The organism is Serratia sarumanii, from assembly GCF_029962605.1.
Taxonomy (GTDB): domain Bacteria; phylum Pseudomonadota; class Gammaproteobacteria; order Enterobacterales; family Enterobacteriaceae; genus Serratia; species Serratia sarumanii.
Window position 1 is genome coordinate 947,964 of sequence record NZ_CP124750.1, and the last position, 22,081, is coordinate 970,044.

General features: G+C 59.5%; 25 protein-coding genes. 17 read left to right on the forward strand and 8 right to left on the reverse strand.

Going from position 1 to position 22,081, the window contains the following annotated elements:
* Nucleotides 1-119 precede the first annotated feature (119 nt).
* Together ada and SSARUM_RS04410 are read left to right on the forward strand one after the other, a co-directional pair.
* Nucleotides 120-1,175: a bifunctional DNA-binding transcriptional regulator/O6-methylguanine-DNA methyltransferase Ada gene (gene ada / locus SSARUM_RS04405; RefSeq protein ID WP_049213767.1), complete on the forward strand. Its 1,056-nt coding sequence runs from the start codon at nucleotides 120-122 to the stop codon at nucleotides 1,173-1,175.
* The gene (locus SSARUM_RS04410) at nucleotides 1,172-1,885 is read left to right on the forward strand and encodes a 2OG-Fe(II) oxygenase (RefSeq protein ID WP_049213769.1); all 714 of its coding nucleotides are present in this window, start codon (nucleotides 1,172-1,174) and stop codon (nucleotides 1,883-1,885) included. Before ada ends, SSARUM_RS04410 begins: the two co-directional genes overlap by 4 nt.
* Here the strand turns inward: SSARUM_RS04410 and tehB are convergent.
* Nucleotides 1,880-2,743, reverse strand: a complete 864-nt coding sequence (tehB, locus tag SSARUM_RS04415; RefSeq protein WP_060429201.1) for an SAM-dependent methyltransferase TehB — start codon at nucleotides 2,741-2,743, stop codon at nucleotides 1,880-1,882. The two genes, SSARUM_RS04410 and tehB, sit on opposite strands and share 6 nt — an antisense overlap.
* A 177-nt stretch (nucleotides 2,744-2,920) precedes the next feature.
* On the opposite strand from tehB, the gene SSARUM_RS04420 reads away from it, so the two are divergent.
* On the forward strand, nucleotides 2,921-4,024 hold the full coding sequence (locus SSARUM_RS04420) for a DUF1615 domain-containing protein (RefSeq protein ID WP_140926912.1): 1,104 nt from the start codon (nucleotides 2,921-2,923) through the stop codon (nucleotides 4,022-4,024).
* A gap of 53 nt (nucleotides 4,025-4,077) precedes the next feature.
* Here SSARUM_RS04420 and SSARUM_RS04425 read toward each other — a convergent pair whose 3' ends face one another.
* Nucleotides 4,078-5,757, reverse strand: a complete 1,680-nt coding sequence (locus SSARUM_RS04425; RefSeq protein WP_060387330.1) for an alpha-keto acid decarboxylase family protein — start codon at nucleotides 5,755-5,757, stop codon at nucleotides 4,078-4,080.
* A 674-nt stretch (nucleotides 5,758-6,431) separates the two neighbouring features.
* On the opposite strand from SSARUM_RS04425, the gene SSARUM_RS04430 reads away from it, so the two are divergent.
* The 4 genes from SSARUM_RS04430 (at nucleotide 6,432) to SSARUM_RS04445 (ending at nucleotide 8,588) form a co-directional block, all read left to right on the forward strand.
* Nucleotides 6,432-6,860 carry an adenine nucleotide alpha hydrolase family protein gene (locus tag SSARUM_RS04430; protein ID WP_049213771.1) on the forward strand — a complete coding sequence of 143 codons (429 nt, stop codon included), beginning with the start codon at nucleotides 6,432-6,434 and terminating at the stop codon, nucleotides 6,858-6,860.
* A gap of 207 nt (nucleotides 6,861-7,067) precedes the next feature.
* Nucleotides 7,068-7,658, forward strand: a complete 591-nt coding sequence (gene pagP, locus SSARUM_RS04435; protein ID WP_025301698.1) for a lipid IV(A) palmitoyltransferase PagP — start codon at nucleotides 7,068-7,070, stop codon at nucleotides 7,656-7,658.
* Nucleotides 7,659-7,785: 127 nt separating this feature from the next.
* The gene (locus SSARUM_RS04440; protein WP_033637239.1) at nucleotides 7,786-8,274 is read left to right on the forward strand and encodes a YjjA family protein; all 489 of its coding nucleotides are present in this window, start codon (nucleotides 7,786-7,788) and stop codon (nucleotides 8,272-8,274) included.
* 50 nt (nucleotides 8,275-8,324) lie between these two features.
* Nucleotides 8,325-8,588 carry a putative hemolysin gene (locus tag SSARUM_RS04445; protein WP_004940597.1) on the forward strand — a complete coding sequence of 88 codons (264 nt, stop codon included), beginning with the start codon at nucleotides 8,325-8,327 and terminating at the stop codon, nucleotides 8,586-8,588.
* A 35-nt stretch (nucleotides 8,589-8,623) separates the two neighbouring features.
* Here the strand turns inward: SSARUM_RS04445 and SSARUM_RS04450 are convergent, their stop codons facing one another.
* Nucleotides 8,624-9,241 carry a hypothetical protein gene (locus SSARUM_RS04450; protein WP_282494335.1) on the reverse strand — a complete coding sequence of 206 codons (618 nt, stop codon included), beginning with the start codon at nucleotides 9,239-9,241 and terminating at the stop codon, nucleotides 8,624-8,626.
* A 172-nt stretch (nucleotides 9,242-9,413) separates the two neighbouring features.
* Between SSARUM_RS04450 and SSARUM_RS04455 the strand changes: the two genes are divergently transcribed.
* Together SSARUM_RS04455 and SSARUM_RS04460 are read left to right on the forward strand one after the other, a co-directional pair.
* Nucleotides 9,414-10,196, forward strand: a complete 783-nt coding sequence (locus SSARUM_RS04455; RefSeq protein ID WP_060418255.1) for a DeoR/GlpR family DNA-binding transcription regulator — start codon at nucleotides 9,414-9,416, stop codon at nucleotides 10,194-10,196.
* Between the two features lie 2 nt (nucleotides 10,197-10,198).
* Entirely contained in the window at nucleotides 10,199-10,582 is a 384-nt protein-coding gene (locus tag SSARUM_RS04460) for a VOC family protein (protein WP_041033561.1), read from the forward strand.
* Here SSARUM_RS04460 and SSARUM_RS04465 read toward each other — a convergent pair whose 3' ends face one another.
* The gene (locus SSARUM_RS04465) at nucleotides 10,583-11,491 is read right to left on the reverse strand and encodes a LysR family transcriptional regulator (protein WP_033637243.1); all 909 of its coding nucleotides are present in this window, start codon (nucleotides 11,489-11,491) and stop codon (nucleotides 10,583-10,585) included.
* 125 nt (nucleotides 11,492-11,616) lie between these two features.
* Between SSARUM_RS04465 and SSARUM_RS04470 the strand changes: the two genes are divergently transcribed.
* The 6 genes from SSARUM_RS04470 (at nucleotide 11,617) to SSARUM_RS04495 (ending at nucleotide 16,150) form a co-directional block, all read left to right on the forward strand.
* On the forward strand, nucleotides 11,617-12,498 hold the full coding sequence (locus SSARUM_RS04470; protein ID WP_033637244.1) for a pirin family protein: 882 nt from the start codon (nucleotides 11,617-11,619) through the stop codon (nucleotides 12,496-12,498).
* A 114-nt stretch (nucleotides 12,499-12,612) separates the two neighbouring features.
* Nucleotides 12,613-13,239 carry an isochorismate family cysteine hydrolase YcaC gene (gene ycaC, locus SSARUM_RS04475; protein ID WP_004928476.1) on the forward strand — a complete coding sequence of 209 codons (627 nt, stop codon included), beginning with the start codon at nucleotides 12,613-12,615 and terminating at the stop codon, nucleotides 13,237-13,239.
* A gap of 310 nt (nucleotides 13,240-13,549) precedes the next feature.
* Nucleotides 13,550-14,725, forward strand: a complete 1,176-nt coding sequence (locus tag SSARUM_RS04480; protein ID WP_033647376.1) for a type I restriction endonuclease — start codon at nucleotides 13,550-13,552, stop codon at nucleotides 14,723-14,725.
* Nucleotides 14,726-14,956: 231 nt separating this feature from the next.
* On the forward strand, nucleotides 14,957-15,286 hold the full coding sequence (locus SSARUM_RS04485; RefSeq protein ID WP_033647375.1) for a hypothetical protein: 330 nt from the start codon (nucleotides 14,957-14,959) through the stop codon (nucleotides 15,284-15,286).
* 73 nt (nucleotides 15,287-15,359) lie between these two features.
* Nucleotides 15,360-15,812, forward strand: coding sequence for a thiol-disulfide oxidoreductase DCC family protein (locus SSARUM_RS04490; RefSeq protein WP_060429600.1), 453 nt, complete (start codon nucleotides 15,360-15,362; stop codon nucleotides 15,810-15,812).
* Between the two features lie 86 nt (nucleotides 15,813-15,898).
* Entirely contained in the window at nucleotides 15,899-16,150 is a 252-nt protein-coding gene (locus SSARUM_RS04495; RefSeq protein WP_033647371.1) for a hypothetical protein, read from the forward strand.
* On the opposite strand, the gene SSARUM_RS04500 is transcribed toward SSARUM_RS04495, so the two are convergent.
* The 3 genes from SSARUM_RS04500 to SSARUM_RS04510 form a co-directional block, all read right to left on the reverse strand.
* Nucleotides 16,141-16,689, reverse strand: coding sequence for a GNAT family N-acetyltransferase (locus SSARUM_RS04500; RefSeq protein ID WP_033647370.1), 549 nt, complete (start codon nucleotides 16,687-16,689; stop codon nucleotides 16,141-16,143). The genes SSARUM_RS04495 and SSARUM_RS04500 overlap by 10 nt on opposite strands.
* 96 nt (nucleotides 16,690-16,785) lie before the next feature.
* Complete coding sequence (locus tag SSARUM_RS04505) at nucleotides 16,786-17,532, reverse strand: DUF2076 domain-containing protein (RefSeq protein WP_048321305.1); 747 nt, start codon at nucleotides 17,530-17,532, stop codon at nucleotides 16,786-16,788.
* Between the two features lie 125 nt (nucleotides 17,533-17,657).
* Entirely contained in the window at nucleotides 17,658-18,443 is a 786-nt protein-coding gene (locus SSARUM_RS04510; RefSeq protein WP_060429602.1) for a helix-turn-helix transcriptional regulator, read from the reverse strand.
* Nucleotides 18,444-18,560: 117 nt separating this feature from the next.
* Between SSARUM_RS04510 and SSARUM_RS04515 the strand changes: the two genes are divergently transcribed.
* Entirely contained in the window at nucleotides 18,561-19,331 is a 771-nt protein-coding gene (locus tag SSARUM_RS04515; protein WP_033647366.1) for a class I SAM-dependent methyltransferase, read from the forward strand.
* Nucleotides 19,332-19,388: 57 nt separating this feature from the next.
* On the opposite strand, the gene aqpZ is transcribed toward SSARUM_RS04515, so the two are convergent.
* A complete protein-coding gene (gene aqpZ / locus SSARUM_RS04520) occupies nucleotides 19,389-20,084 on the reverse strand; it encodes an aquaporin Z (RefSeq protein WP_025301712.1) in 696 nt (231 codons plus the stop codon).
* 426 nt (nucleotides 20,085-20,510) lie between these two features.
* Here aqpZ and SSARUM_RS04525 point away from each other — a divergent pair, with 426 nt between their 5' ends.
* The gene (locus SSARUM_RS04525; RefSeq protein WP_043146679.1) at nucleotides 20,511-21,872 is read left to right on the forward strand and encodes an esterase-like activity of phytase family protein; all 1,362 of its coding nucleotides are present in this window, start codon (nucleotides 20,511-20,513) and stop codon (nucleotides 21,870-21,872) included.
* Nucleotides 21,873-22,081: the final 209 nt, after the last annotated feature.

Here is a 22,081-nt window from a genome sequence, read left to right on the forward strand (position 1 = left end):
AAAATTGTCGAAACATTGCTGAAAACGTCGGCGCCGAATTAAAAAGCAAGAGTCGGCGTGTTTCGCCAACGGCCCGTCACTATGCTGGTTAACATCGAAACCGCAGTGAGGAACGGATGATGAAAAACGTAATCGACAGCGCCGATCCGCGCTGGCTGGCGATCGTCAGCCGCGACAAGCAAGCCGACGGCCGCTTTATCTATGCGGTGAAAACCACCGGCGTGTATTGCTCGCCTTCTTGCCCGTCACGCCAGCCGAATCGGCAAAACGTGGAGCTGTTCGACGATGCCGAGCAGGCGGAGGCGGCGGGTTATCGGCCCTGCAAACGCTGCCGCCAGGGGCTGACGCCGTTGACCGAGCAGCATGCGCGGCAGATAGCCGAGGCCTGCCGCTATATCGAACGGGCGGAGAAAGCGCCGTCGCTGCAGGCCCTGGCGCGCCACGTCGGGTTGAGCCAATACCATTTCCACCGGCTGTTCAAAGCGATCACCGGCCTGACGCCGAAAGGCTATGCCGACGCGCAGCGCAGCCAGCGCTTGCGCACCGGTCTTACGCAGCAGGAGACGGTGACCGACGCGATCTTCGACGCCGGCTATGGCGCCAACGGCCGCTTCTACCGGCAAGCCAACGCCGCGCTGGGCATGACGCCGAAGGCCTACCGGGCGGGCGGTAAAGGCATGCGCATCCATTTCGCCGTCGGGCGCTGTTCGCTGGGCGAGATCCTGGCGGCGCAGAGCGAGGTGGGCATCTGCGCCATTCTGCTGGGGGACGATGCGCAGCGGTTGGTGCAGGATCTGCAGGACAAATTTCCCAATGCCGAGCTGATCGGCGGCGACGCGCAGTATGAAGCGCTGATGGCGCAGGTGGTGGGGTTGATTGAAGCGCCGGAGAACGGGTTGGCGCTGCCGCTGGATATTCGCGGCACCGCGTTTCAACAGCGGGTCTGGCAAGCGCTGCAGACGATACCGGTCGGCGAAACTGTCAGCTATGCCGACATCGCCCGGCGCATCGGCGCGCCCAAAGCGGTGCGCGCGGTGGCCGGCGCCTGCGCCGCCAACGTGCTGGCGGTGGCGATCCCCTGTCACCGGGTGGTGCGCAACGACGGCGCTTTGTCCGGCTATCGTTGGGGCGTCGAGCGCAAGAAAGCCTTGCTGGAAAAAGAGGCGCAGCGATGAGCCGCTCGCTGGCGGCGCGGCTGGCCGAATTGGACTGGGCGGCGATTGAACGTGAACTCGATGCGCAGGGCTGTGCGCGGTTGCCTGGCGTGCTCAGCCAAGAGCTGTGCCGCGAGCTTTCGGCGCTTTACCCGCACGATGCGCATTTTCGCAGCCGCATCGTGATGGCGCAGCACGGTTTTGGCCGCGGCGAGTACCGGTATTTCGCCTACCCGCTGCCGCTGCCGGTGGCCGAGGCGCGCAGCCTGATGTATGCGCGGCTGGCGCTGGTGGCCAACCGCTGGAATACCTTATTGGGCCTGGCGGCACGCTATCCCGCCGAACACGAGGCCTACCTGGCCGAATGCCACCGGGCCGGCCAACGGCGGCCGACGCCGCTGCTGTTGCGTTACGAAGCGGGGGATTACAACTGCCTGCATCAGGATCTGTACGGCGAGCGGGTGTTTCCGCTGCAGGTGGCGTTTTTGCTCTCCGCCCCCGAACGGGATTTCACCGGCGGCGAATTCGTGTTGACCGAACAGCGGCCGCGGATGCAGAGCCGGCCGGAGGTGGTGCCGCTACAGCAGGGCGACGCGGTGGTGTTCGCCGTGCATCATCGCCCGGTGGCGGGGGCTAAAGGCTATTATCGGGTCAATCTGCGCCACGGCGTCAGCCGGGTACGTTCCGGCCAACGCCACACGCTGGGGGTGATCTTTCACGACGCGCTATAGCTTGCGCGCCAGCAGGGTGGCGAAGCGCAGCGAGATACGGTTGCCGGCGGCGTCGGTCTTGTGCAACTGGCCGACGTCCTCGTTGTATTTGAGGATCTCCCAGTCGCGATAATAATGCTGCAGTTCACCCGGGCTAAAAGTGAACGGAAACGGCAGCGGGCAGGGATAATCCTCGCTATCCATCGCCGCCACGATCAGGTTATGGCCGCCGCGTACGGTGCTGCCCTGCATGTTTTGCACGATATGCGGAATTTGCTGGCGTTCGAGAAACATCATCACCACTGTGGACAGGATGAAGTCGTATTCGCCGCTGAAGCGGTGGGTATTGAGATCCTGCACCCCGGCGCTCAGGCGGGTCAGCTGCTCTGCGTCGATGATCTGATTGAGGCGGTCTATCGACGGCGCGTGCTTGTCCCAGGCGGTGACGTCGAAACCCTTCAGATTGAGATAGAGCGAATTGCGGCCGCCGCCGCAGCCCAGATCCAGCGCCTTGCCCGGCGCGATGCGCGCCGCCGCCTCGATCACTTCGGAGTGGGTGCGCGTCAGTTCGTATTTCTTGTGGTAGTAATCTTCCGCCGTGCAGTAAAACGCCAGCCGGCAGGTCATGTCGTCCGAGAAGGAAACGATGCGATGCCACTGCTGCGGTGCGATAAACGGCGGCTGGCTTTCGGGGCTGAACTGCCAGGTCTCGGTGGTGGCGCCGTCCTCGGTCATCATGGCGAACGTCAGGCTGCCGCTTAGCACGGTGAGCTTCGCCCAGGTGCCGCTCTGGGTGTTGTGGCGCTGGCGGAAGGCCTCCGGCAGCGTGTCGCTGTTCCATTCCGGCAGGGTTTTATAGCAAAGCAGCTGCTGCTCCATAAGGGGCTCCTCTGGCTGGGCAAGCAAAGTGATTTATATGATGTATATAAAATACATCTTTATCGAGCGTTTGAACATAGCGGCCTGACGGAAAGGCGTGGCATATCTTTATACTGGATTGTGCGCGGCGGCTGGGCTAATTTCAGTGCTGTTCATGTCATCACGTTCAGGGAAAAGATGCCGATACCTCGTTTATTCCACCCGATATCCTTCCGTTGGCTGAGCCTGGCCGCGCTGCTGGCGCTGGCGGGCTGTATCAGCAAAACCACCACCACGGCGCCGACGGCGCGCCCCGCCGATGTCAAAGCCCGGCTGCTGACGCTGATCCCGGCCAACGCCGGCGATCGTCAGGGCTGGGCCACCGATATTACCGCCGCCTTCGCCGCGCAGGGCATCGAGCCGAGCGATGAGAACCTGTGTTCGGTGCTGGCGGTGACCGAACAGGAGTCGACGTTCCGGGCTAACCCGCAGGTGCCGGGGCTGCCGAAGATCGCCTGGAAGGAGATCGACCGCCGCGCCGATCAGATGCACATCCCGAACTTTTTGGTACACACCGCGTTGAAGATTTCGTCGTCGAACGGGCAGAGCTACAGCGAGCGGCTGGATAAGGTGCGCACCGAGAAGGATCTGAGCGATATCTTCGATGACATGATCGACCGCGTGCCGATGGGGCAGAAGCTGTTCGGCCATTTAAACCCGGTACATACCGGCGGCCCGATGCAGGTGAGCATCGCCTTCGCCGAGGCGCACGCCAAAGGGTACCCTTATCCGATCGACGGCTCGATTCGCCGCGAAGTCTTCAGCCGGCGCGGCGGCATGTACTTCGGCATTATGCATTTGCTGGGATATCCGGCCGATTACAGCCGGCCGATTTATCGCTTTGCCGACTTCAACGCCGGCTGGTACGCCAGCCGCAACGCGGCGTTCCAAAACGCGGTCAGCCGGGCGAGCGCCATTCCGCTGGCGCTGGACGGCGATCTTATCGACTTCGGCAGCGACAAGCCCGGCTCGACCGAGCTGGCGGTGCGCACGCTCGGCAAGCGCCTGAACATGAGCGACAGCGCCATTCGCCGGGCGCTGGAGAAAGGCGAGACGGCCGACTTTGCCGACACCGATCTGTATAAGAAGGTCTTTGCGCTGGCGGGCGGCAAGCTGCCGCGCGAGATGCTACCGGGCATCCAGCTGGAAAGCCCGAAAATCACCCGCAAGCTGACCACCGCCTGGTTCGCCAAACGGGTGGATGAACGCCGCCAGCGCTGCATGGCGCGCGCCGGCGGGTAACCCAAAAGAAAACGCCGCCGGTGGCCTGAAACCATCGGCGGCGCGATCGCGCATCAGGCGCTGCGGCGCGGGTTGGTCAGGCCGAAGTTAAAGCTGTTGCAGCGGTTGCAGAACTCTTTCATCACCGGCGGCGTGTCCATCATCGGCACTTTCACCTCGATAAACGCCAGCCGATCCTGCCGCGAGGCGTGTTCCAGGGCCATTTCCAGCTGTTGCGTGGTTTCCACCGCCACGCTGAACGGCTGCGCCTGGGTATTCAATACCGCCGGCAGTTTGGCGTAGTCCCACGGGCCGATGTCGTTGTAGGACGAGTTTTCGCCGAGGATATACCGCTCGATGGTGTAACCGTCGTTGTTGATCAGGAAGATGATCGGCTTTTGCTCGCAGCGCAGCAGGGTAGACACTTCCTGCGCGGTGAGCTGGAAGGAGCCGTCGCCGATGAACAGCAGGTGACGGCGCTCAGGCGCCGCCATCAGGGTGCCGAGCAGCGCCGGCAGGGTATAGCCGATCGAACCCCAGATCGGTTGGTTGACCACCTTGACACCGCCGGGCATGCGCATGCCGCCGATGGCGGCGCCCGAGGTGCCGTTTTCCACCACCACCACGTCATCTGCCCGGATAAATCGCTGGATCCGTTGCCACAGATAGGCCTGGTCGATGGGGGCGTCGCTCGGCGTCGCCAGCTTTTCACGCGGATCGGGCAGCGGCGCCAGGCGCTGTACCGGCGCGTCTTCGCTCAGATCCAGCAGCGCCTGCAGCAGATCCGCCGTCGCCACCGCCGGATAGGAGGTGCTGTCCAGCTTCAGCGAGAACGGCTGGATATCCACCTGAGCGGCGGCGGGAATTTGCTGCGAGAAATAGCCGGTGGTGGAGTCCACCAGACGCACGCCGAAGCTCAGCACGCAGTCCGAGTGCGCCATGCGTTCATACAGTTCGGGGCGCGACAGGTTGCCGCTGTAGCCGCCCATCCAACCGGCGGTATCTTCCGGAATGATGCATTTGGCGGTCGGCATATTGGTCAGCGGAATGGCAAAGCGGTGAGCGACCTCGATCACCAACCGCTGCAGCTGATAACGATCCACCATTTGGTCGACCAACATGATCGGGCGCTGCGCGCGTTTTATTTTGGTTAACAGCGCCATCGCCGCTAATTGCACATTGTATTTATCGCTGGCCGGCAACTGCGGCGCCTCTGTGGCTGCGGTGATTTCAATTTCGACGTCGCAAATATCGGAAGGCAGCTGTAAATACACCGGTTTCTTCTCTATCCAGGCGCGGGAAATAACGCGCGGAATTTCCTGCGCGGCATTTTCCGGCGTAATCAAGGCTTGAGCAACGGTGAATTGTTTAAAACAGTTCATGACGTTGTCGAAATTGCCGTCGCCCAGAGTATGGTGCAATAGCTGATGATTCTTCATCGCGTGCAGCGGCGGCGTGCCGGCGATGCAGACCACCGGCGAGGATTCGGCATAGGCTCCGGCGATGCCGGACAGCGCGGCCAGATCGCCGACGCCGTAGGTGACGATCAGCGCGCCGGCGCCCTTCATTCGGGCATAGCCGTCGGCGGCGTAGGCGGCGTTCAATTCATTGCAGTTGCCGATAAACGCCAGCCGGTCGTCGCTTTCCAGCAGCTCCAGCAGGCTGAGGTTATAGTCGCCGGGCACGCCGTAAATACGATCGACGTTCAGGGCGTGAAGCTGTTGCAGAATGAATGACCCGATAGTTATTTTCATTGATTGCTCCGGATTATTTATCTTTATTTTGTCAGGCGAAAATCAGCAAAAATAAATTGCTGGCGATGTTGTGTCGTTAGCATTAACAGTTATTTAAAGCGTCGACTTGTTCAAGATAGGGTTGGCAGCCGGAAAATGGGCGGTTTGTATTCGGCGCTTTACGCGATTGAGTAAGACATAAAAAGTAGGGATATTGCGTATTGGCGTGCGGCGGTATTTTTCCTTGATGGAATATCAGCAGAGAAACGGCGCCGCGTTGGCATTTATCATGATGCAGGGGGAGTTTACCGGTACTTTTGATGCCGCGTTAAATCCTGCCTGGCGGTGCCCGGCAGTTAGCCTGGAAAAGAAAAGCCGACGCTGACGTAAAGGGGAATTTTGGTGATCCGCCGCACGCTTATTTTAAGAAACCATCACGCAACCAATTAAAAACAAAAAATTAACAACAATCGTTTTTTATTCGTCGGTTTCCGTCAGCTTTGCTTTACGGGGGCGGCGGTGCGCGCCACGTCGGGCCGGCGTTAAAATACGCCGTTGCGGGCGCTAAGATAACGTGGTGGCCATCACATTCCGTGGGAAGTGATACGTAAACTTTTCTCCACGTGCGCGCAGATGGCGTATACCTACCAAAGAGGGCGGTGCCCCAGTGGCACTGACTGACGGGGGAAAGAGCGATGAAAAGCTATCGACATATTCTGGTACTGATTCACGATGAGCGCGATGGGCTGCCGTTGCTGCGTCAAACGGTGGTGATGGTGCGCGGGCTGCCGATCGCCATCACCGTCGGCCACCTTAACGCCGACTATGCGGAGCTGGAGTACGGCAGCGATGCGCTGGTCAAAGATCGCCAGGCGCAGGAGGTGATCGCCGCCAAGGCGATGCTGAGCCGGTTGGTGAGCGCCGTCGATGCGCCGGTTGCGGTCAAGGAAATTGTCACCATCCGGCGCTTTAAGGACGTCAACGATTTCATTCATCAGGCCGGCATCGATCTGGTGGTGGTCGGGCACCAAAACCGCCTGTTCGGCCTCTATTCCTCATATTCTCTGGAATTTGTGAACCGTCTCGATGTCGATGTGTTGGTCAAGCATCTTGCCCGCGAGTAGCGTGCGACAAAGCGGACTTTTCCCACGGCTTTACCGTCTTAAAGGCGATAGCATGCGGATATCAGTACAGTTTGTTATGAATTATTGGGCATTTTCCGGCGCTAAACTTAACCAAAGCACAACGGGCGTTGGATAAATTAGATACAGCTTGATCTTGCCTGGGCTATCGGTAAAAATCTGCGGCCGTATTTTTACAGGAGCTTTACGATGTTTCTCAAACGGACTCTTTTGGCATGTTCTCTGGCGTTGATATTTCCTGCACTGCCTTCTTACGCTGAGGTTGGTACAGAAAGTGGCAATACCGCGCAGGCTGAAAAACCGGGTCTATGGCAGCGTTTTACCGATAACGTGGCGGAGACCTGGAACAACTCGCCTAACCACGATCTCTATATCCCGGCCATTACCTGGCACAACCGTTGGACTTATGATGATGAACATATCGATAAGTACAACGAACGCCCGTGGGGCGCCGGTTACGGCATCTCCCGCTACGACAGCGACGGTGACTGGCACGGCATCTACATCATGGCGTTCAAGGACTCCTTCAACAAGTGGGAGCCGATCGGCGGCTACGCCTACGAGAAGATCTGGCGCCCGCTGGATGACAAGGATTTCCGCCTGGGGCTGGGCTTTACCGCCAGCGTCACCGCGCGTGACAACTGGAAATACATTCCCATCCCGGCGCCGCTGCCGCTGGCTTCTATCGGCTATCAGCGGCTGACGTTCCAGGCGACCTACATTCCCGGCACCTATAACAACGGCAACGTGTTCTTCGCCTGGCTGCGCTGGCAGTTCTAAACTTCCTGAATTCCGAAAAACGGCGCAGCGGCGAGATTAAAGGAACTTGTCGCCGCCGGCGGCGTCGGAAAGGGTATCCCGGCGCGCTGCGCCGATTGCATGCCGTTATTACAGGAGTTTCACCACTATGATCACCAAACATCGTTTACTGCTGGCTTTGGCGCTGTCCGCTACCCTGGCCAGCGGCGCCAGCCAGGCCGCCGGGCTGATGGATTCCCTCAGCAGCGCGGCGGGCGAACTGAGTAAGTCGGGCGGCGACAGCAGCGGCGGCATGTCGCTCTCCTCGTTGACCGGCCTGCTGAACGGTGGCGACAAGGCGTTGAGCTCCAGCAGCATGACCAATGCCGCCGGCATCCTGCAGTACTGCGTGAAAAACAACGTGCTGTCGGCTAACGGCGCCGAAGGGGTGAAAGATCAGCTGCTCAGCAAGCTGGGCATCACCAGCACCGAAAACGCCAAGAGCCAGGATTATCAGCAGGGCCTGGGCGGCTTGCTGCAGACCGGCGAAGGCAAGAGCCTGGATCTGAACAGCCTGGGCACCTCGCAGATCACCGAGAAGGTGAAGCAAAAAGCCTGCGATCTGGTGCTGAAACAGGGCAAATCCTTTATTTCATGATAAGCGAACGGCGGAGCGCTCCGCCGTTCTTTTTTGCATAAGCTGGAAAAATGAAAAAAACGTTGATGCTTTCCCTGCTGGCAGGGATGACGATGTTGCAGGGGTGTTCCGTGAAATCCAACGATGCGCCACCGCCGCCGCAGGTGAAACCGATCGGCATGGCGAACCCGGCCGACGTGTACTGCACCCAAATCGGCGGCAAGCTGAACGCCAAAGAGAACGCGGCGGGCCAGTATTCCACCTGTACCTTGCCGAGTGGGCAGGAAATTGAAAGCTGGGAGCTGTTCCGCCGCGATCATCCGGTGAAAAAGTAACCCTCGCGGCGCCGGCTTTTCCGCCCGGCGCCCGATCAGAATTGGCGATCGCCTATCGACTGCAGTTGCAGGCTGCCGTCCTTTTGTAGCGTCAGCGGCATGCGCCAATCGCGCTGTTTATCCAGGTTGAACGGCCGGGAGCGGAACATGCAGCCGGTCTTGATGTTCTTGATTTTCATCACGTGTTCCGCGTCCGCATTGATTTTCACCTCGAAGCTGCCGGCGGGCGGAATAAAGACTTCCGCCAGCTGCTGCGGCGCCGTCGGCGTTTCCAGCTTGACCAGCACCGCAAAATCGTTGCCCTTATTATCCAGCGTCAGCCGATGCAGACCGGCCGTGGGCAGCCGCGTCGGCTGATGCAGATAACCCGCTGAGGCGGGCCACGGCTGCCCGGCATTGTCATGCAGCGGCCCGCCGCACTGTTCACGCGCCTCGCGCAGCGGCATTTCGCGCTTTATTGCGCGGTTGTAATCGGCGGGGGCGGCGAGGCTGAACTCGTCGTCATATTGGTGGGCGCGCAGATAGCGCTTGGCGCCGAGCACCCCAACGGCGACCAGCATGAAGAACAAAAATATCCTCAGGCGATTTTTGAAAATCAGCCCGAACAGCTTCCCGGGGAGTTGAAACAGCCACCTTGCGATCGTCAATAACATCGTTTTCCCTTAGCGTCCAAGCCGTTACGTCTGCGGTAACTTCGCTTGCCTCAGTATAGCCAACATCCCGCAGGCGAAAATCCTGCCCGGCGATTTTTCTTTCGCTCACGGTTGTACGTTTGTGTTTGTTTGTGTACATTTGTGATCACTTTAGCGTCACCGGATTGACACGATGTCCAAACTGCTACCGAATGAGCGCCACCAGGCCATTCTCGACACGCTTCGCCAACAGGGGCGGGTGCTGGCGCTGGAGATGGCGCAGCGGCTAAATACCACCGAAGCCACCATCCGCCGCGATCTGCGCCAGCTGGCGGCGCAGAATCTGTGCAAACGCATCTATGGCGGCGCGCTGGCGCCGACGCCGGCCGAGGGGCCCGTTGCGGCGCGCATGGCGCTCAGCGGCGATGAGAAGCTGGCGCTGGCGCAGACCGCGCTGGGGTTGATCGGTGAAGAGCAGCTGATCTTCCTCGACGCCGGCAGCACCCACCTGTATCTGGCGGATCTGTTGCCGCGCGATCGGCGTTTGACGGTGGTGACCAATGCGTTGAGCATCGCCGGCAAAATGCTGGAACGGCCGGGGCTCCGCACCATTCTGATCGGCGGCGAGCTGGATGCGCAGGTTGGCGGCTGCGTGGACGCCAAGGCCGCGGAAGAGATAGACGGTTTCCATTTCGATCTGGTGTTCACCGGCATCTGCGCCTACGACCCGGACGGCGGCTTTTCCGCGCTGAGCTACCAGGATGCCACGTTCAAAAAGCGGCTGCTGACGCGCGCCGGCAGCGTGGCGGTGCTGTGTACCCGCGATAAGCTCAATACCTACGCCCCTTACCCCTTCCTGCCCGCCGGGCGGGTGGATCATCTGGTGACGGCGCGCGGCGCGCACCCGCAGCTCGAGCTGCGGGTGGCGCAGGGCGGTGGCCAGGTTTGGCACAGCGATTTACCGACCGGAGAATGATGATGAAAATAGCCCATGTAGCCCTGTGGACCCGCGACATCGACGCGCAGCTGGCGTTCTGGCAGCGCTATTTCAACGCTGAGGCGGGCGAGGAGTATGTCAGCCGCAACCGGCCGGGGTTTGTTTCCCGCTTCGTCAGCCTGGCGGCCGGGCCGACGCTGGAGATCATGCGCGTGCCGACGCTGTTGCCGGCGCAGGCCCAGGAAGAGCGGGTGGGCTGGGCGCACATCGCGCTGTCGCTGGGGGATGAGGGGCAGGTCGATCGGTTGGCGCAGCGCGCGCAGCAGGAGGGTATCCTGCTGTCCGCGCCGCGCTGGACCGGCGATGGCTTCTACGAGGCCGTCATCCGCGATCCGGACGGCAACGCGATTGAAATCACCGCCTGATCACTCCTCTTCGATGCTGGTGAACTGCTCGCCCAGATAATCGAGCAGCAGCCTTACCGCCGGCAGCAGCCCGCGGCGCGACGGGTAAACCGCATGCACCACGCCGCCCTGCGGCTGCCAGCCGGGCAGCAGCTGGACCAGTTCGCCGCGCAGCATGTCGTCGCGCATCATCATCGCCGGCAGCTGAACGATGCCGGCGCCGGCGATGGCGGCGGTGCGCAGCATCAGCATGTCGTCGGTGACCAGCCGCGGCGTGTGTTCCCACTCCACCCGTTCACCCTGCGGGCCGGTCAGCCGCCATTGGTGCTGAGCGCGCGCGGGGCCGAGATCGAGCGTCGGGTATTTACGCAGGTCTTCCGGCGCGTGCGCCGGCCCGAGGGTACGCACCAGCGCCGGGCTGGCGGCGACGCACCAGGTGCGCTGCGCCAGGATCTTCAGCACCAGATCGCTGTCTTCCAGCGGCGGCGGCCGCACGCGGATCGCCAGATCCAACCCTTCCCCCACCACGTCCACCCGGCGGTTGGTCGCTTCCAGATGCACCGTCACCTTCGGATAGTCGGCCATAAAGGCCGCCACCATGCTGCCGACGCGGGTGTGCAGGATCGCCACCGGGCAGGACATGCGCACCGTGCCGCAGGGCTCGGCGCGCGTCTGTTCGATCGCCTGCTGCGCCGCTTCCGCTTCCACCAGCATCGCCTTGCAGTGCGCGTAATAGTTTTGGCCGACCTCGGTCACCGAGAAACGCCGCGTCGAGCGCTGGATCAGGCGCACGCCCAGCCGCTCTTCCAGCAGCGCCACGCGGCGGCTGAGCTTGGATTTGGGAATGCCCAACGCCCGGCCGGCGGGGGCGAATCCCTGGTGATCGACCACGCTGGCGAAGAAAAACAGATCGTTCAGATCGGTCAGCATCCTATCCCTTATCGTTCTACCAGTAGAACGCTGAGTGTACATCTTGCCTACTACTGCAGCAAATCCCGACGGATTAAACTTCCGACATCAACTTAAGGCCGTGAGGCCTGAAACGGGAGTTCAAGATGAAAAAAATCCTCGGTATTCACAACAGCCCGGAAGCACATTGGGTCGGTAACGGTTTCCTGGTGAATTCGCTGTTCTCTTATAACGATTTGGGGGCGGAAATGAGCCCGTTCCTGCTGCTTGATCACGCGGCGCCAACCAAATTCCGCTCTGCCTCCGGCACCCGCGGCGTGGGTCAGCATCCGCATCGCGGTTTTGAAACGGTGACCATCGTCTATCAAGGCGAAGTGGAACACCGCGACTCGACCGGCAGCGGCGGGGTGATTGGCCCCGGCGACGTCCAGTGGATGACCGCCGCCTCCGGCATTCTGCACGAAGAGTTCCATTCGCGGGAGTTCTCGCGCAAGGGCGGCACCATGGAAATGGTGCAGCTGTGGGTCAACCTGCCGGCCAAGGACAAAATGGCCGAGCCGGGTTACCAGACGCTGCTGAACGCCGATATTCCGGTGGTTCCGCTGGCGGACGGCGCAGGGCAGGTGCGGGTGATCGCCGGGGACTTCGGCGGCCACGCAGGCCCGGCACGCACTTTCAGCCCGCTCAACGTGTGGGATATGAAGCTGAATGCCGGCCACACCACCACGCTGACGGTGAAAGAAGGCCATACGCTGGCGTTGGTGATGCTGCACGGTGCGATCCTGGTCAACGGCGAAGAGGTGGTGCGCGAAACCCAAATGGTGCGTTTCGACCGGGCGGGGGATTCGATCACGATTGAAGCCAACAACGACGTCGCGCTGCTGGTGCTGAGCGGCGAACCGATCGATGAGCCTATCGTCGGCTACGGCCCGTTCGTCATGAACAGCGACGCGGAAATCCAGCAGGCGTTCCGCGATTTCAACAGCGGCAAGTTCGGCAGCATGAACGCCGAAGCAAGCGCCGGCTGACCTTGGCGCCTGGGGCGGGACGTGTTCCCCGGCTCAGGCGCTACACTTAAACCTCAACGCCCCGCCCTGGCGGGGCGTTTCATCCGCAACATCAACCCCCACAGGAGTAAAACCATGACTGCAAATTACAAGCGCCTCGACAAGGACCAGGCCGCCGTATTGCTGGTGGATCATCAGGCAGGGCTGCTTTCGCTGGTGCGCGATATCGATCCCGATCGGTTTAAAAACAACGTGCTGGCGCTGGGTGATTTAGCGAAGTACTTCAATCTGCCGACCATTCTCACCACCAGTTTCGAAAACGGCCCCAACGGCCCGCTGGTGCCGGAACTGAAAGCCCAATTCCCCGATGCTCCCTTCATTCCTCGCCCTGGCCAAATCAACGCCTGGGATAATGACGACTTCGTCAAGGCGGTAAAAGCCACCGGCCGTAAACAGCTGATCATCGCCGGCGTAGTGACCGAAGTGTGCGTGGCATTCCCGGCGCTGTCGGCGCTCAATGAAGGCTTTGAGGTCTTTGTGGTGACCGACGCCTCCGGCACCTTCAATGAGCTGACGCGTCAGTCGGCCTGGAGCCGCATGGAAGCCGCCGGCGCGCAGCTGATGACCTGGTTCGGCGTCGCCTGCGAACTGCACCGCGACTGGCGCAACGACATCGAAGGCCTGGGCACGCTGTTCTCCAACCATATCCCGGACTACCGCAATCTGATGACCAGCTATAACACGCTGACGAACGGTAAGTAACGCGCGCGATAGATGGGCAGTATTCCCTGCCCATCATTTGTCGCTGGATTCTGTATAAGTACCAATAATGGTTCACTCGCTATAAATTCCCATCTGTTAATACTTATCTCTTTTTTATTGTGATCGGCTGTAGGTCTTCGTGTTCCTATTTTGATTAAGGCTATTTGTTCTGCTATATAACTAATAATTAATGCTAATTCTATTAAATATTGACGGAGTTCTATTTAAGAACACCGCTTTGTTGCAAGAAAAGCACTTTTGAACGTGTGATTTAAGACTACAGCGATTTAACACAGCAGAGGGATGGTTGATGAATGCATTCAGAGATAAGCTTAAGGCCCATGTTCTTCATGTGGCCTCTGTTGGCCAGCATTGCAATACTGAGGAAACGACTAAGCAGGCATTAATTTTGCCGTTATTAGAAACCTTAGGCTTTCATCCGTATGACCCCACTAAGGTGAAGGCAGAGTATGGTGCTGATTTTCCAGGTGTTAAAGTGGGTGAGCGCGTTGATTACGCCCTTTTTTGCCATGCGGTTCCCGTCATGTTCATCGAGGCGAAGTCTTTCAATCAAAATCTGTCAAACCATAGTCCCCAGCTATCTCGCTATTTTAATGCGACACCAGAGGTCACGGTTTCTGCAATAACTAATGGAAAAGAATGGCGATTTTTCACCGATCTGAAAGATAAGAACATCATGGATGATTCGCCATTCCTGAAAATAGATTTTAATAATCTAAACGATTCTGATATTGATCAGCTTTATAGATTTAGACACGACCAATTTCAGCCTGAAGCGCTGCGAACGTTAGCTGAAGAAAGTATCTATCTGACTTCATTTACAAAAACTATCAGCGCCAGCCTTCGAGACGTTGATTCAGATTTTGTTCGTTATGTGGCAAGTCGCTCTAACGTTCAGCGTCAGCTAAACCAACGTTTTTTGGACACAATAACGCCATTGGTTCGTTTGGCTGTTGAAAAAGCAGTGAGTGCGATGGTCGTTTCTGGTCTGTCAGTGACGTCGGAAAGTGTTGTAACGTCTGAGTCACCAGATGAAGGTGAAACGCAAAACAGACCCGACCCGCTCGCCCCGATCGTTGACCCCGAGAATAGTAAAATAGTGACGACCTTTGCAGAAAGGTGCCTGTTTGACAATGTGGCGATGATCTTGGGCACTGAGGCAGAGCTGGTTGCGAAAGATACCGAAAGCTATTACAGCATCCTCTTTCAAGGGAAGACGACGCGTTGGATTCTGCGTTATTTCGACAATAAGCAACGCCCAACCATTTTGCTTCCGCTTGAGATAGACGATGCCAGGCAGGCTGAGATAACTCGCGCCGGCCTGGAGTTGGCAGCAGGGGGGCATATCATTATCGACCGCCCGGAAAATATTTTGCGGCTAACGGGGTTGATCGTTGATTCTTACCAATATTGTATTAATGACGAAAACTTTAGGCAGAAGAGAAAAGATAAGCAGGAAAGCTAGCCTGTATCCCCATTAAGTGGTTGATTGGAAAATTAAAGCCTTCCACACAGGGTTGTATGCGCCGTGTGGAAGGATGGAAAAATCGGAGTGCTTCCAAATCTTCTGTTTTCATTAAGTTAGACGCGGGATGTAAGCAAAACGTAGCGGGGCGAAAAGGTAGCGAAAAGCGGCTTTCTCATTAGCCGGGAGCGGGGTAGCGTAATCCCGAACCCGGCAAATGAGGCTAATTCAATGAAACAAGCAATCAAGATCCTGGCGCTGCCCTGCATGGGCATGGCGCTGTTGTTCAGCGCGAGCGCGATATCTGCCCCCGAGGCGCCTGCGGCCAAAGCGGTGCCGCCCGCGGCGGATGAGCCGATGCGCATGCCGCCTTTCCCGGGCGGGCACCCGCCCAAGCCGGGGTTCTGCCACGGCGGCGAACTGTTCTGCGCCACCTCGGTCAGCGACAATCCGGTGGAAACCATCAATAAACTGACGGCGGTGATCCCGGCGGGCAGCGCCAAACATTACGAGGTGCGCGTCGCGGTGGTCGCCGTGCCGGACGCCCCGCCTGCGCGTTAACGGGCCGTCATCCCGCTCTGGTTCGCACGCTCAAGGCGCGTTAGGCTAAGGCGTGCGTTTAACGGGAGGCGGAATGACCCCTTTATCACCATTGCCCTATCTCCAGCCCGGCGATCGCGCGCTGTTGTTCGACGGCGAATGCAATCTGTGTCACGGGCTGGTGAGGTATCTTATTCGCGCCGATCGGCAGCGGTGCATTCTGTTGGCGACGGTGCAATCCGTCGAAGGGCAGGCGATCCTGCAGGCGTTGGGGCTGCCGACCGATCGTTTCGATTCCGTGGTCTATGTTGAGCAGGGGTGCTATTGGCTGCGTTCGGCTGCGCTGTTCCAGGCGCTGCGCCAATTGGGGTGGCCGTACCGCGTGCTGGCGCTGGCGCGTTACCTGCCGCCGCGGCTGGCGGACAAGGTCTACGACGCGGTCGCCGGCAATCGCTACCGGCTGTTTGGCCGCAACGACGGCACCGGCCTGCCGGGCGCCGATCAGCCCGGGCGCTATCTGCCCCGGCGGCGGGAATCGCCGGCCTGAGCTTTACGCTTCTTTACCATCCAACTGCTTGAAATATCAACATTCCAGCCCCATATAATGGAACGTTCAGCCAACAAGGAGCGCGTATGGGAATCAGTGAAGAAGAACACATCCGCCGTTTGACCCAGGAGAAGAGCGACATGGGCAATACGGCGAAGTGGGTGGCGATCGTTTCCGCCGTGTACTTTGCCTTGATGGTGTTTTACGGCCACCCGATCGGCGTGTTGGCGATGTCGGGCGCGGTGTTCATCGTCTCTACCACCACCTGGCTGAAAAAGCGTCAGAAGGTCAAATCTTACCGCATGGCGTTGGCTAAAATCAGCGACGATCAGCCCTGATAGTCGCCGCGCTTTAGCGTATACACCAGGCTCGGCGCCGCGCCGGGCACGTCATCCAGCGTATCCACACGCTGCATGCCGATCTTTTCCAGCACCCGCCACGAAGCCTGATTCTCCGCGCGCACAATGGCGGAAATCTCACCCAGACCCAGCCCGACAAACCCGTATTGCAGTGAAGCCCGCGCCATCTCGGTGGCCAGCCCCATGCCCCAGACGCGGGTGTCGAAGCGATAGCCGAGGTTCACGGTGCGCTGCGCGCCGAGCGGTTTCCAAGACAACCCGCCAAACCCGATAACCCAATCCGGCCGTTCGCGCAGGGCGAGCGCCCAGGAGCCGTAGCCGTGTTGCCGCCAGCCGGTGAGCCGCTCCTGCAGCGCCGAAGCGGCCTGCGCTTCGCTGGTGAGCGGGCCGGCGGGGTTGAAAAGCTGGGTTTGCGGATCGCCAAAGATGGCGTAGAAACGTTCGAGGTCCGCCATCACCGGCGGCCGCATCTGCAGGCGTTCGCTGAAGTACGGGGCTGAAGGATTAAAGCTCGGCATCGTTTCTCCCGGCCGGATAAATAAACAGCGTTCACTGTAGTCCAGATCGGCGAAACGGGAAATCCCCCCTCTGCGGGTGAGAGGGGGAGAGAGGCATTACAGGAAGGAATCGTCGTCGTCGTTGTAATCGTCGTCGGCGTAGTCCTGGTCGTCCTGGTAGTTGGCGTTCTGGAAGCCGTTGTCCTGATTCAGGAAGCTGCCGCCGTCGCCGCTGTTGAAGGTATCAAGGTTGTTGGAGGCGTCGAAATTGCGCATCGCGCTGTCGTCCAGCGGCGCCGGGGTTTCTTCGATAATGTTCACGATTTCCTGCGGCTGCGAATGGCGGAACATGCCGGTCAGCATGTCGGCCAATACCACGCCGCCGGCGACGCCCGCCGCCGTTTGCAAGGCGCCTCCCAGGAAGCCGCCGGCGCGTGAAGGCGCCGCCTGCTGCGGTTGGGCGTAGGCTGGCTGCTGTGGCTGCGCGTAGCCCCCCTGCTGCGCGTTGTTCCAGGCCGCCGTATTTTGCTGCTGCGCCTGATACTGTTCACGCGGGCTAGGCGTATTGCGGCTGCCGCCGCCGAACAGGCCGGCCAGGAAACCGCCGCTGCTCTGTTGGCCGTTGGCGGTTTGCTGCAGCTGCGCAACCTGGGTTTCCAGCTCTTTGACCCGCTGGTCCATCTGCTTGAGCGCCGCTTCCTGAATGATCATCGCCTGCGCCATGTAATAAGGGGCGGAAGGCTGCTCGCGAATATGCTGATTGATTTGCTGTTCTGCCTGGAGATCCCGTGGGCCCGTCTTGGTCTCGGCTTCTTTCAGGCGGCCAAACAGACCATCGATAAGGCGTTGTTCTTCGGATTGCATAGGCGTACCTCGGGAGATAAATAACGGTGCTGGATGATCGTTGTCATCGGTAACAATCACCCTAGCGCGTTTACATGAACCAATAAATAAATGACGGGTAAACCTGTCTATGAATTTGTTACCAATTACGGCAGCGGGATCAGCATCACCAGCTTCAGGCCGCCGTGCTCCGCCGGGTGGAAGGTGAGCTGGCGATAGCGCAGCGTACCTTGCTGAGGGTGCTCGAACGCGCGCTCGCCGCCTTCGCGCGCCATCACGTCATGCTGTTTCCACCAGTGATTAAAGTCCGCGCTGTTGTGCGTCATGTTGCGCACGAAGGCGCGCATCTCTTCGGTGTTTTGATGGTGGCTGGTTTCGGCGCGGAATTCGGCCACCACGCGGCGGGCACGTTCTTCCCAATCGCTGACCAGCGTTTTCGCCAGCGGGTGGAAGAACATGAAGTGCAGCAGGTTGGGGCTGTTGGCCACATCCAGCCAGCCGCTGAACAGCGCCGCCGCCTGCGGGTTCCAGGCGACGACGTTCCAGGTCACGTCCAGCAGGTAACAAGGCACCGTCATCTGGTGCACGCTTTGCAGCACCCCGTCGTTGGCGGTTTCGCGGTGAGTTTCCTGCTCGGGGTCGGCGACGCGCGCCAGGGTAAACAGGTAGTGGCGTTCGGCGGGGCCGAGCCGCAGCGCCTTGGCGATGCGCGCCAGCGTGAAGGGGGAAATGGACACCTCGCGCCCCTGTTCGATCCAGGTATACCAGGTGGCGCTGATGCCGCTGATTTGCGCCAGCTCTTCGCGCCGCAGGCCGCTGGTGCGGCGGCGCGAGGAACTGGGCAGGCCGAGCATTTCCGGCGTGATGCGTTCGCGGTGCGCGCGCAGAAACGCGCCGAGGGCCTTTGGCCCGGATAAGGCTTCTGATGACATAGCGTGGTACCTATTTATACCAGGATAACTGCTCATATTGTACCCGTATAGTAGCCTGATTATAGTAGCCGAAAGTCTTCAGGCACAGGCGCAAGCCGGATAATAACGGGAGCAAACATGAGCATCAGCAACAGCCATAAAAACGCGGTAGACCGGCAGTTCGGCGAGCAGGCCAACGCCTACTTAACCAGCGCGGTACACGCGCAGGGCAAGGATTTGCAGCGCCTTGCACAGTTACTGGAACCGCACGCCGGCGCGCGCTTGCTCGATCTGGGCTGCGGCGCCGGGCATGCCAGCTTCACGGCGGCGGCCAGGGTGGCACAGGTGGTGGCCTACGATCTGTCGGCGCAGATGCTGGCGGTGGTGGAGCAGGCGGCGGCGGAAAAAGGCCTGAACAACATTCAGCTGCAGCAGGGCGTGGCGGAGTCTTTGCCGTTTGAGGACGCCGGCTTCGATCTGGTCATCAGCCGCTATTCGGCGCACCACTGGCACGACGTCGGCCAGGCGCTGCGTGAGGTCAGGCGGGTACTCAAGCCGGGCGGCAGAGCGATCTTTATGGACGTGGTCTCGCCGGGGCATCCGCTGTTGGATATCTATCTGCAAACCGTGGAAGTGCTGCGCGACACCTCACACGTGCGCAACTATGCGCCGGGCGAGTGGCTGACGTTGCTGACCGAAGCCGGGCTGGTGGTGCGCGAGGTGACGTCGGATCGGTTGATGCTGGAGTTTGGCAGTTGGGTGGCGCGCATGCGCACGCCGGCGCATTTCGTTACCGCGATCCGCGCGCTGCAGCAAAGCGTGTCGCAGGAGGTGGCGGCGCATTTCGCCATTCAGCCGGACGGCACCTTTACCAGTGATATCATGATGTTTGAAGTGACGAAGGGCTGAAAGCAACGGGGCAGCCGATGAAGGCTGCCCCGCGAAACGCTATCGGCTGCGATGCGCTTATTTTTTGTCTTCCAGCAGGCAGCGGTAGATCAGGCCGCCGATAATGCCGCCGACCAGCGGCACCAGCCAGAATACCCACAGCTGCTGCAGCGCCCAGGTGCCCTGGAAGATCGCTACGCCGGTGCTGCGCGCCGGGTTGACGGAGGTGTTGGTCACCGGGATGCTGATCAGGTGGATCAGGGTCAGCGTCAGGCCGATCGCCAGCGGGGCGAAGCCTGCCGGCGCGCGTTTGTCGGTCACGCCATGAATAACGATCAGGAAGAAGGCGGTCAGTACCAGTTCAATCACGATTGCTGATTGCAGAGAATAACCGCCCGGAGAGTGTTCGCCGTAACCGTTGGAGGCGAAACCGCCTGCGGTGGCGTCGAAACCGGCTTTGCCGCTGGCGATCAAATACAGCACCGCCGCTGCGGCGATACCGCCGATCACCTGAGCGATAACGTAAGGGATCACGTCTTTCGCCGCGAAACGGCCGCCGGCGAATAAGCCGACGGTGATCGCCGGGTTAAAGTGCCCGCCGGAAATATGGCCGACGGCATAGGCCATCGTCACCACGGTCAGACCGAAAGCGAGCGCAACGCCGAGGAAACCAATACCCAGCTGTGGGAATGCCGCTGCTAATACTGCGCTACCACAACCACCAAACACCAACCAAAATGTGCCAAAAAATTCGGCAAAAAGTCGCTTTGACATAGATTCCATCCTGCGGAATTGACTAACGGGCGTTAGCACTAAAAACTATAGAACAGCTTTTTCAGTTCATGCAGATATTCTATAGAATTCTCTTAATGCACCTTGAATAACGGCGGTATTAAATCCTCGGCATTTTATTTTGTCTATGAGAAAAACGCCGTTTTTTCCCGTGCCGGCGCGCGTTTGCCGATTTTTTTATCTTTGCCATAAGAATTTACCCTAAGCGAAATGGCACGCTATTTTCGGGCGATTTTTTCCAGCGGTTTTCCCCATTCAATACGCTCAGGTTAATTGCTAATTTCTATTTGCCAGCCAACCTTATTACCGATTGTGCATTTGACGAATGGCCTGTTGTCATCTAAGTGTCATGCTAAATTAATATCTTCTTCTGCCTGATAACGCTTCATTCAACCTCGGGTAAAAACCATGAAAATAAAATCGCTCTCCCTGCTGTTGGCTTCACTGTTTCCTGTATTCACCTACGCTGCCGACATTGAGGTGGCGCGTTATGTGGTCGGCTTTCCCGGCGGGGAACGCGTCGCGTATCAGGGGGCGTTCGCCAAGAATTTCCCGCAGGGGCTGCCGGTGGGGATCGGCTCAGGGCTGACGTTCAACAGCAAGCAGGGCGACGATCTGGTGCTGACGACGCTGACCGATCGCGGCCCGAATGCCGATGCCCCTGCGGTGGGCAAGCAAGAAGCCAAGATTTTCGCCAATCCGCAATTCGTGCCCCTGTTGATGGACATTCGTATTGGCGGCGGCAAGGCCGTGGCCGAGAATGCGCGGCCCTTGCATGACGAAAAAGGGCCGATCAGCGGGCTGCCGCTGCCGGGCGAGCTGATTGGTTCCACGAACGAAGTGGCGTTGAATGACGCGCTGCAACCGCTGTCCGGCGATCGCCGCGGGTTGGATACCGAAGGCATCATCGGTGACGGCAACGGCGGCTATTGGCTGTGTGACGAGTACGGCCCGTTTCTGATCCATGTCGACGGCAAAGGCAAAATTCTTGCCAAATACGGCCCAACGCCGCAGGCCGGCGAGCAGGCGGTGGCGAGCGGTTTACCGAACATCCTGAAGTGGCGCCAGCCCAACCGCGGTTTTGAGGGGCTGACCCGAATGCCGGATGGGCGCATTCTGGCGGCGGTGCAGAGCACGCTGGATGTCGAGGGCAAAAGCAAAAACAAGGCGCAGTTTATCCGGCTGGTGAGCTTCGATCCGCGCAGTGGCAAAACCGCCATGTACGGCTATCCCATCGATATCGACAGCTATAAAAAAGCCAAAGACGCCAAGATTGGCGATGTGGTGGCGTTGGACAACCAGCGCGTCCTGTTGATTGAACAGGGAAGCGATAAAGATAAGACGATGATCAACAAGATCTATCTGGTGGATCTCGCGCAGGCCAGCGATCTGAGCGCGTTTGACGACCAGGGGAAAGCGCTGGAGTTCGACGATGCGAAAGAGCTCGCCAAACGCGGCGTGAAGCTGGCGCAGAAACGGGAAGTGGCGGATCTGCGCCAGTTGGGCTGGCGCCAGGAGAAAGCCGAAGGGTTGGCGCTGATCGACGATCGCACGCTGGCGGTGATCAACGACAACGATTTCGGCTTGCAGGCCAAGCTGGTGGATGCGTCGCCAAAGAGCAAGAAAATCGGCGACTACCAGTTGGAGAAAGAAGGGCGGCTGAGCCTCGACGGCGACAAGACCGACGCCCGCATCGAATTGCGCCCGCTGGAGCAGCCGGAGTCGCTGAGCGAGCTCTGGGTGCTCACCTTGCCGCACCCCTTGAAGTGACCGATATCGGGGGCGATAGCGCCCCCTTTTGCTTCAGGCTTTCGCGTGCCGCTGCGGCGTTCTGCCGCGCGAGATGCTCTCCCACATCGCCAAAATCAGCGTAGCTCAGCGCGCCCCGGCGGGTAAAAAATCTTAAATAGCGGCGGCGCGCGTTCTTTCTTTCTCCCCGTCTTTAATTGTTCATCAAATAAGGGTAAGGTGAACCCTAT

Coding starts and splice junctions, on each gene's coding strand:
- ada (WP_049213767.1), top strand. CDS start 120: ATGAAAAACGTAATCGACAGCGCCGATCCGCGCTGGCTGGCGATCGTC.
- SSARUM_RS04410 (WP_049213769.1), top strand. CDS start 1,172: ATGAGCCGCTCGCTGGCGGCGCGGCTGGCCGAATTGGACTGGGCGGCG.
- tehB (WP_060429201.1), bottom strand. CDS start 2,743: ATGGAGCAGCAGCTGCTTTGCTATAAAACCCTGCCGGAATGGAACAGC.
- SSARUM_RS04420 (WP_140926912.1), top strand. CDS start 2,921: ATGCCGATACCTCGTTTATTCCACCCGATATCCTTCCGTTGGCTGAGC.
- SSARUM_RS04425 (WP_060387330.1), bottom strand. CDS start 5,757: ATGAAAATAACTATCGGGTCATTCATTCTGCAACAGCTTCACGCCCTG.
- SSARUM_RS04430 (WP_049213771.1), top strand. CDS start 6,432: ATGAAAAGCTATCGACATATTCTGGTACTGATTCACGATGAGCGCGAT.
- pagP (WP_025301698.1), top strand. CDS start 7,068: ATGTTTCTCAAACGGACTCTTTTGGCATGTTCTCTGGCGTTGATATTT.
- SSARUM_RS04440 (WP_033637239.1), top strand. CDS start 7,786: ATGATCACCAAACATCGTTTACTGCTGGCTTTGGCGCTGTCCGCTACC.
- SSARUM_RS04445 (WP_004940597.1), top strand. CDS start 8,325: ATGAAAAAAACGTTGATGCTTTCCCTGCTGGCAGGGATGACGATGTTG.
- SSARUM_RS04450 (WP_282494335.1), bottom strand. CDS start 9,241: ATGTTATTGACGATCGCAAGGTGGCTGTTTCAACTCCCCGGGAAGCTG.
- SSARUM_RS04455 (WP_060418255.1), top strand. CDS start 9,414: ATGTCCAAACTGCTACCGAATGAGCGCCACCAGGCCATTCTCGACACG.
- SSARUM_RS04460 (WP_041033561.1), top strand. CDS start 10,199: ATGAAAATAGCCCATGTAGCCCTGTGGACCCGCGACATCGACGCGCAG.
- SSARUM_RS04465 (WP_033637243.1), bottom strand. CDS start 11,491: ATGCTGACCGATCTGAACGATCTGTTTTTCTTCGCCAGCGTGGTCGAT.
- SSARUM_RS04470 (WP_033637244.1), top strand. CDS start 11,617: ATGAAAAAAATCCTCGGTATTCACAACAGCCCGGAAGCACATTGGGTC.
- ycaC (WP_004928476.1), top strand. CDS start 12,613: ATGACTGCAAATTACAAGCGCCTCGACAAGGACCAGGCCGCCGTATTG.
- SSARUM_RS04480 (WP_033647376.1), top strand. CDS start 13,550: ATGAATGCATTCAGAGATAAGCTTAAGGCCCATGTTCTTCATGTGGCC.
- SSARUM_RS04485 (WP_033647375.1), top strand. CDS start 14,957: ATGAAACAAGCAATCAAGATCCTGGCGCTGCCCTGCATGGGCATGGCG.
- SSARUM_RS04490 (WP_060429600.1), top strand. CDS start 15,360: ATGACCCCTTTATCACCATTGCCCTATCTCCAGCCCGGCGATCGCGCG.
- SSARUM_RS04495 (WP_033647371.1), top strand. CDS start 15,899: ATGGGAATCAGTGAAGAAGAACACATCCGCCGTTTGACCCAGGAGAAG.
- SSARUM_RS04500 (WP_033647370.1), bottom strand. CDS start 16,689: ATGCCGAGCTTTAATCCTTCAGCCCCGTACTTCAGCGAACGCCTGCAG.
- SSARUM_RS04505 (WP_048321305.1), bottom strand. CDS start 17,532: ATGCAATCCGAAGAACAACGCCTTATCGATGGTCTGTTTGGCCGCCTG.
- SSARUM_RS04510 (WP_060429602.1), bottom strand. CDS start 18,443: ATGTCATCAGAAGCCTTATCCGGGCCAAAGGCCCTCGGCGCGTTTCTG.
- SSARUM_RS04515 (WP_033647366.1), top strand. CDS start 18,561: ATGAGCATCAGCAACAGCCATAAAAACGCGGTAGACCGGCAGTTCGGC.
- aqpZ (WP_025301712.1), bottom strand. CDS start 20,084: ATGTCAAAGCGACTTTTTGCCGAATTTTTTGGCACATTTTGGTTGGTG.
- SSARUM_RS04525 (WP_043146679.1), top strand. CDS start 20,511: ATGAAAATAAAATCGCTCTCCCTGCTGTTGGCTTCACTGTTTCCTGTA.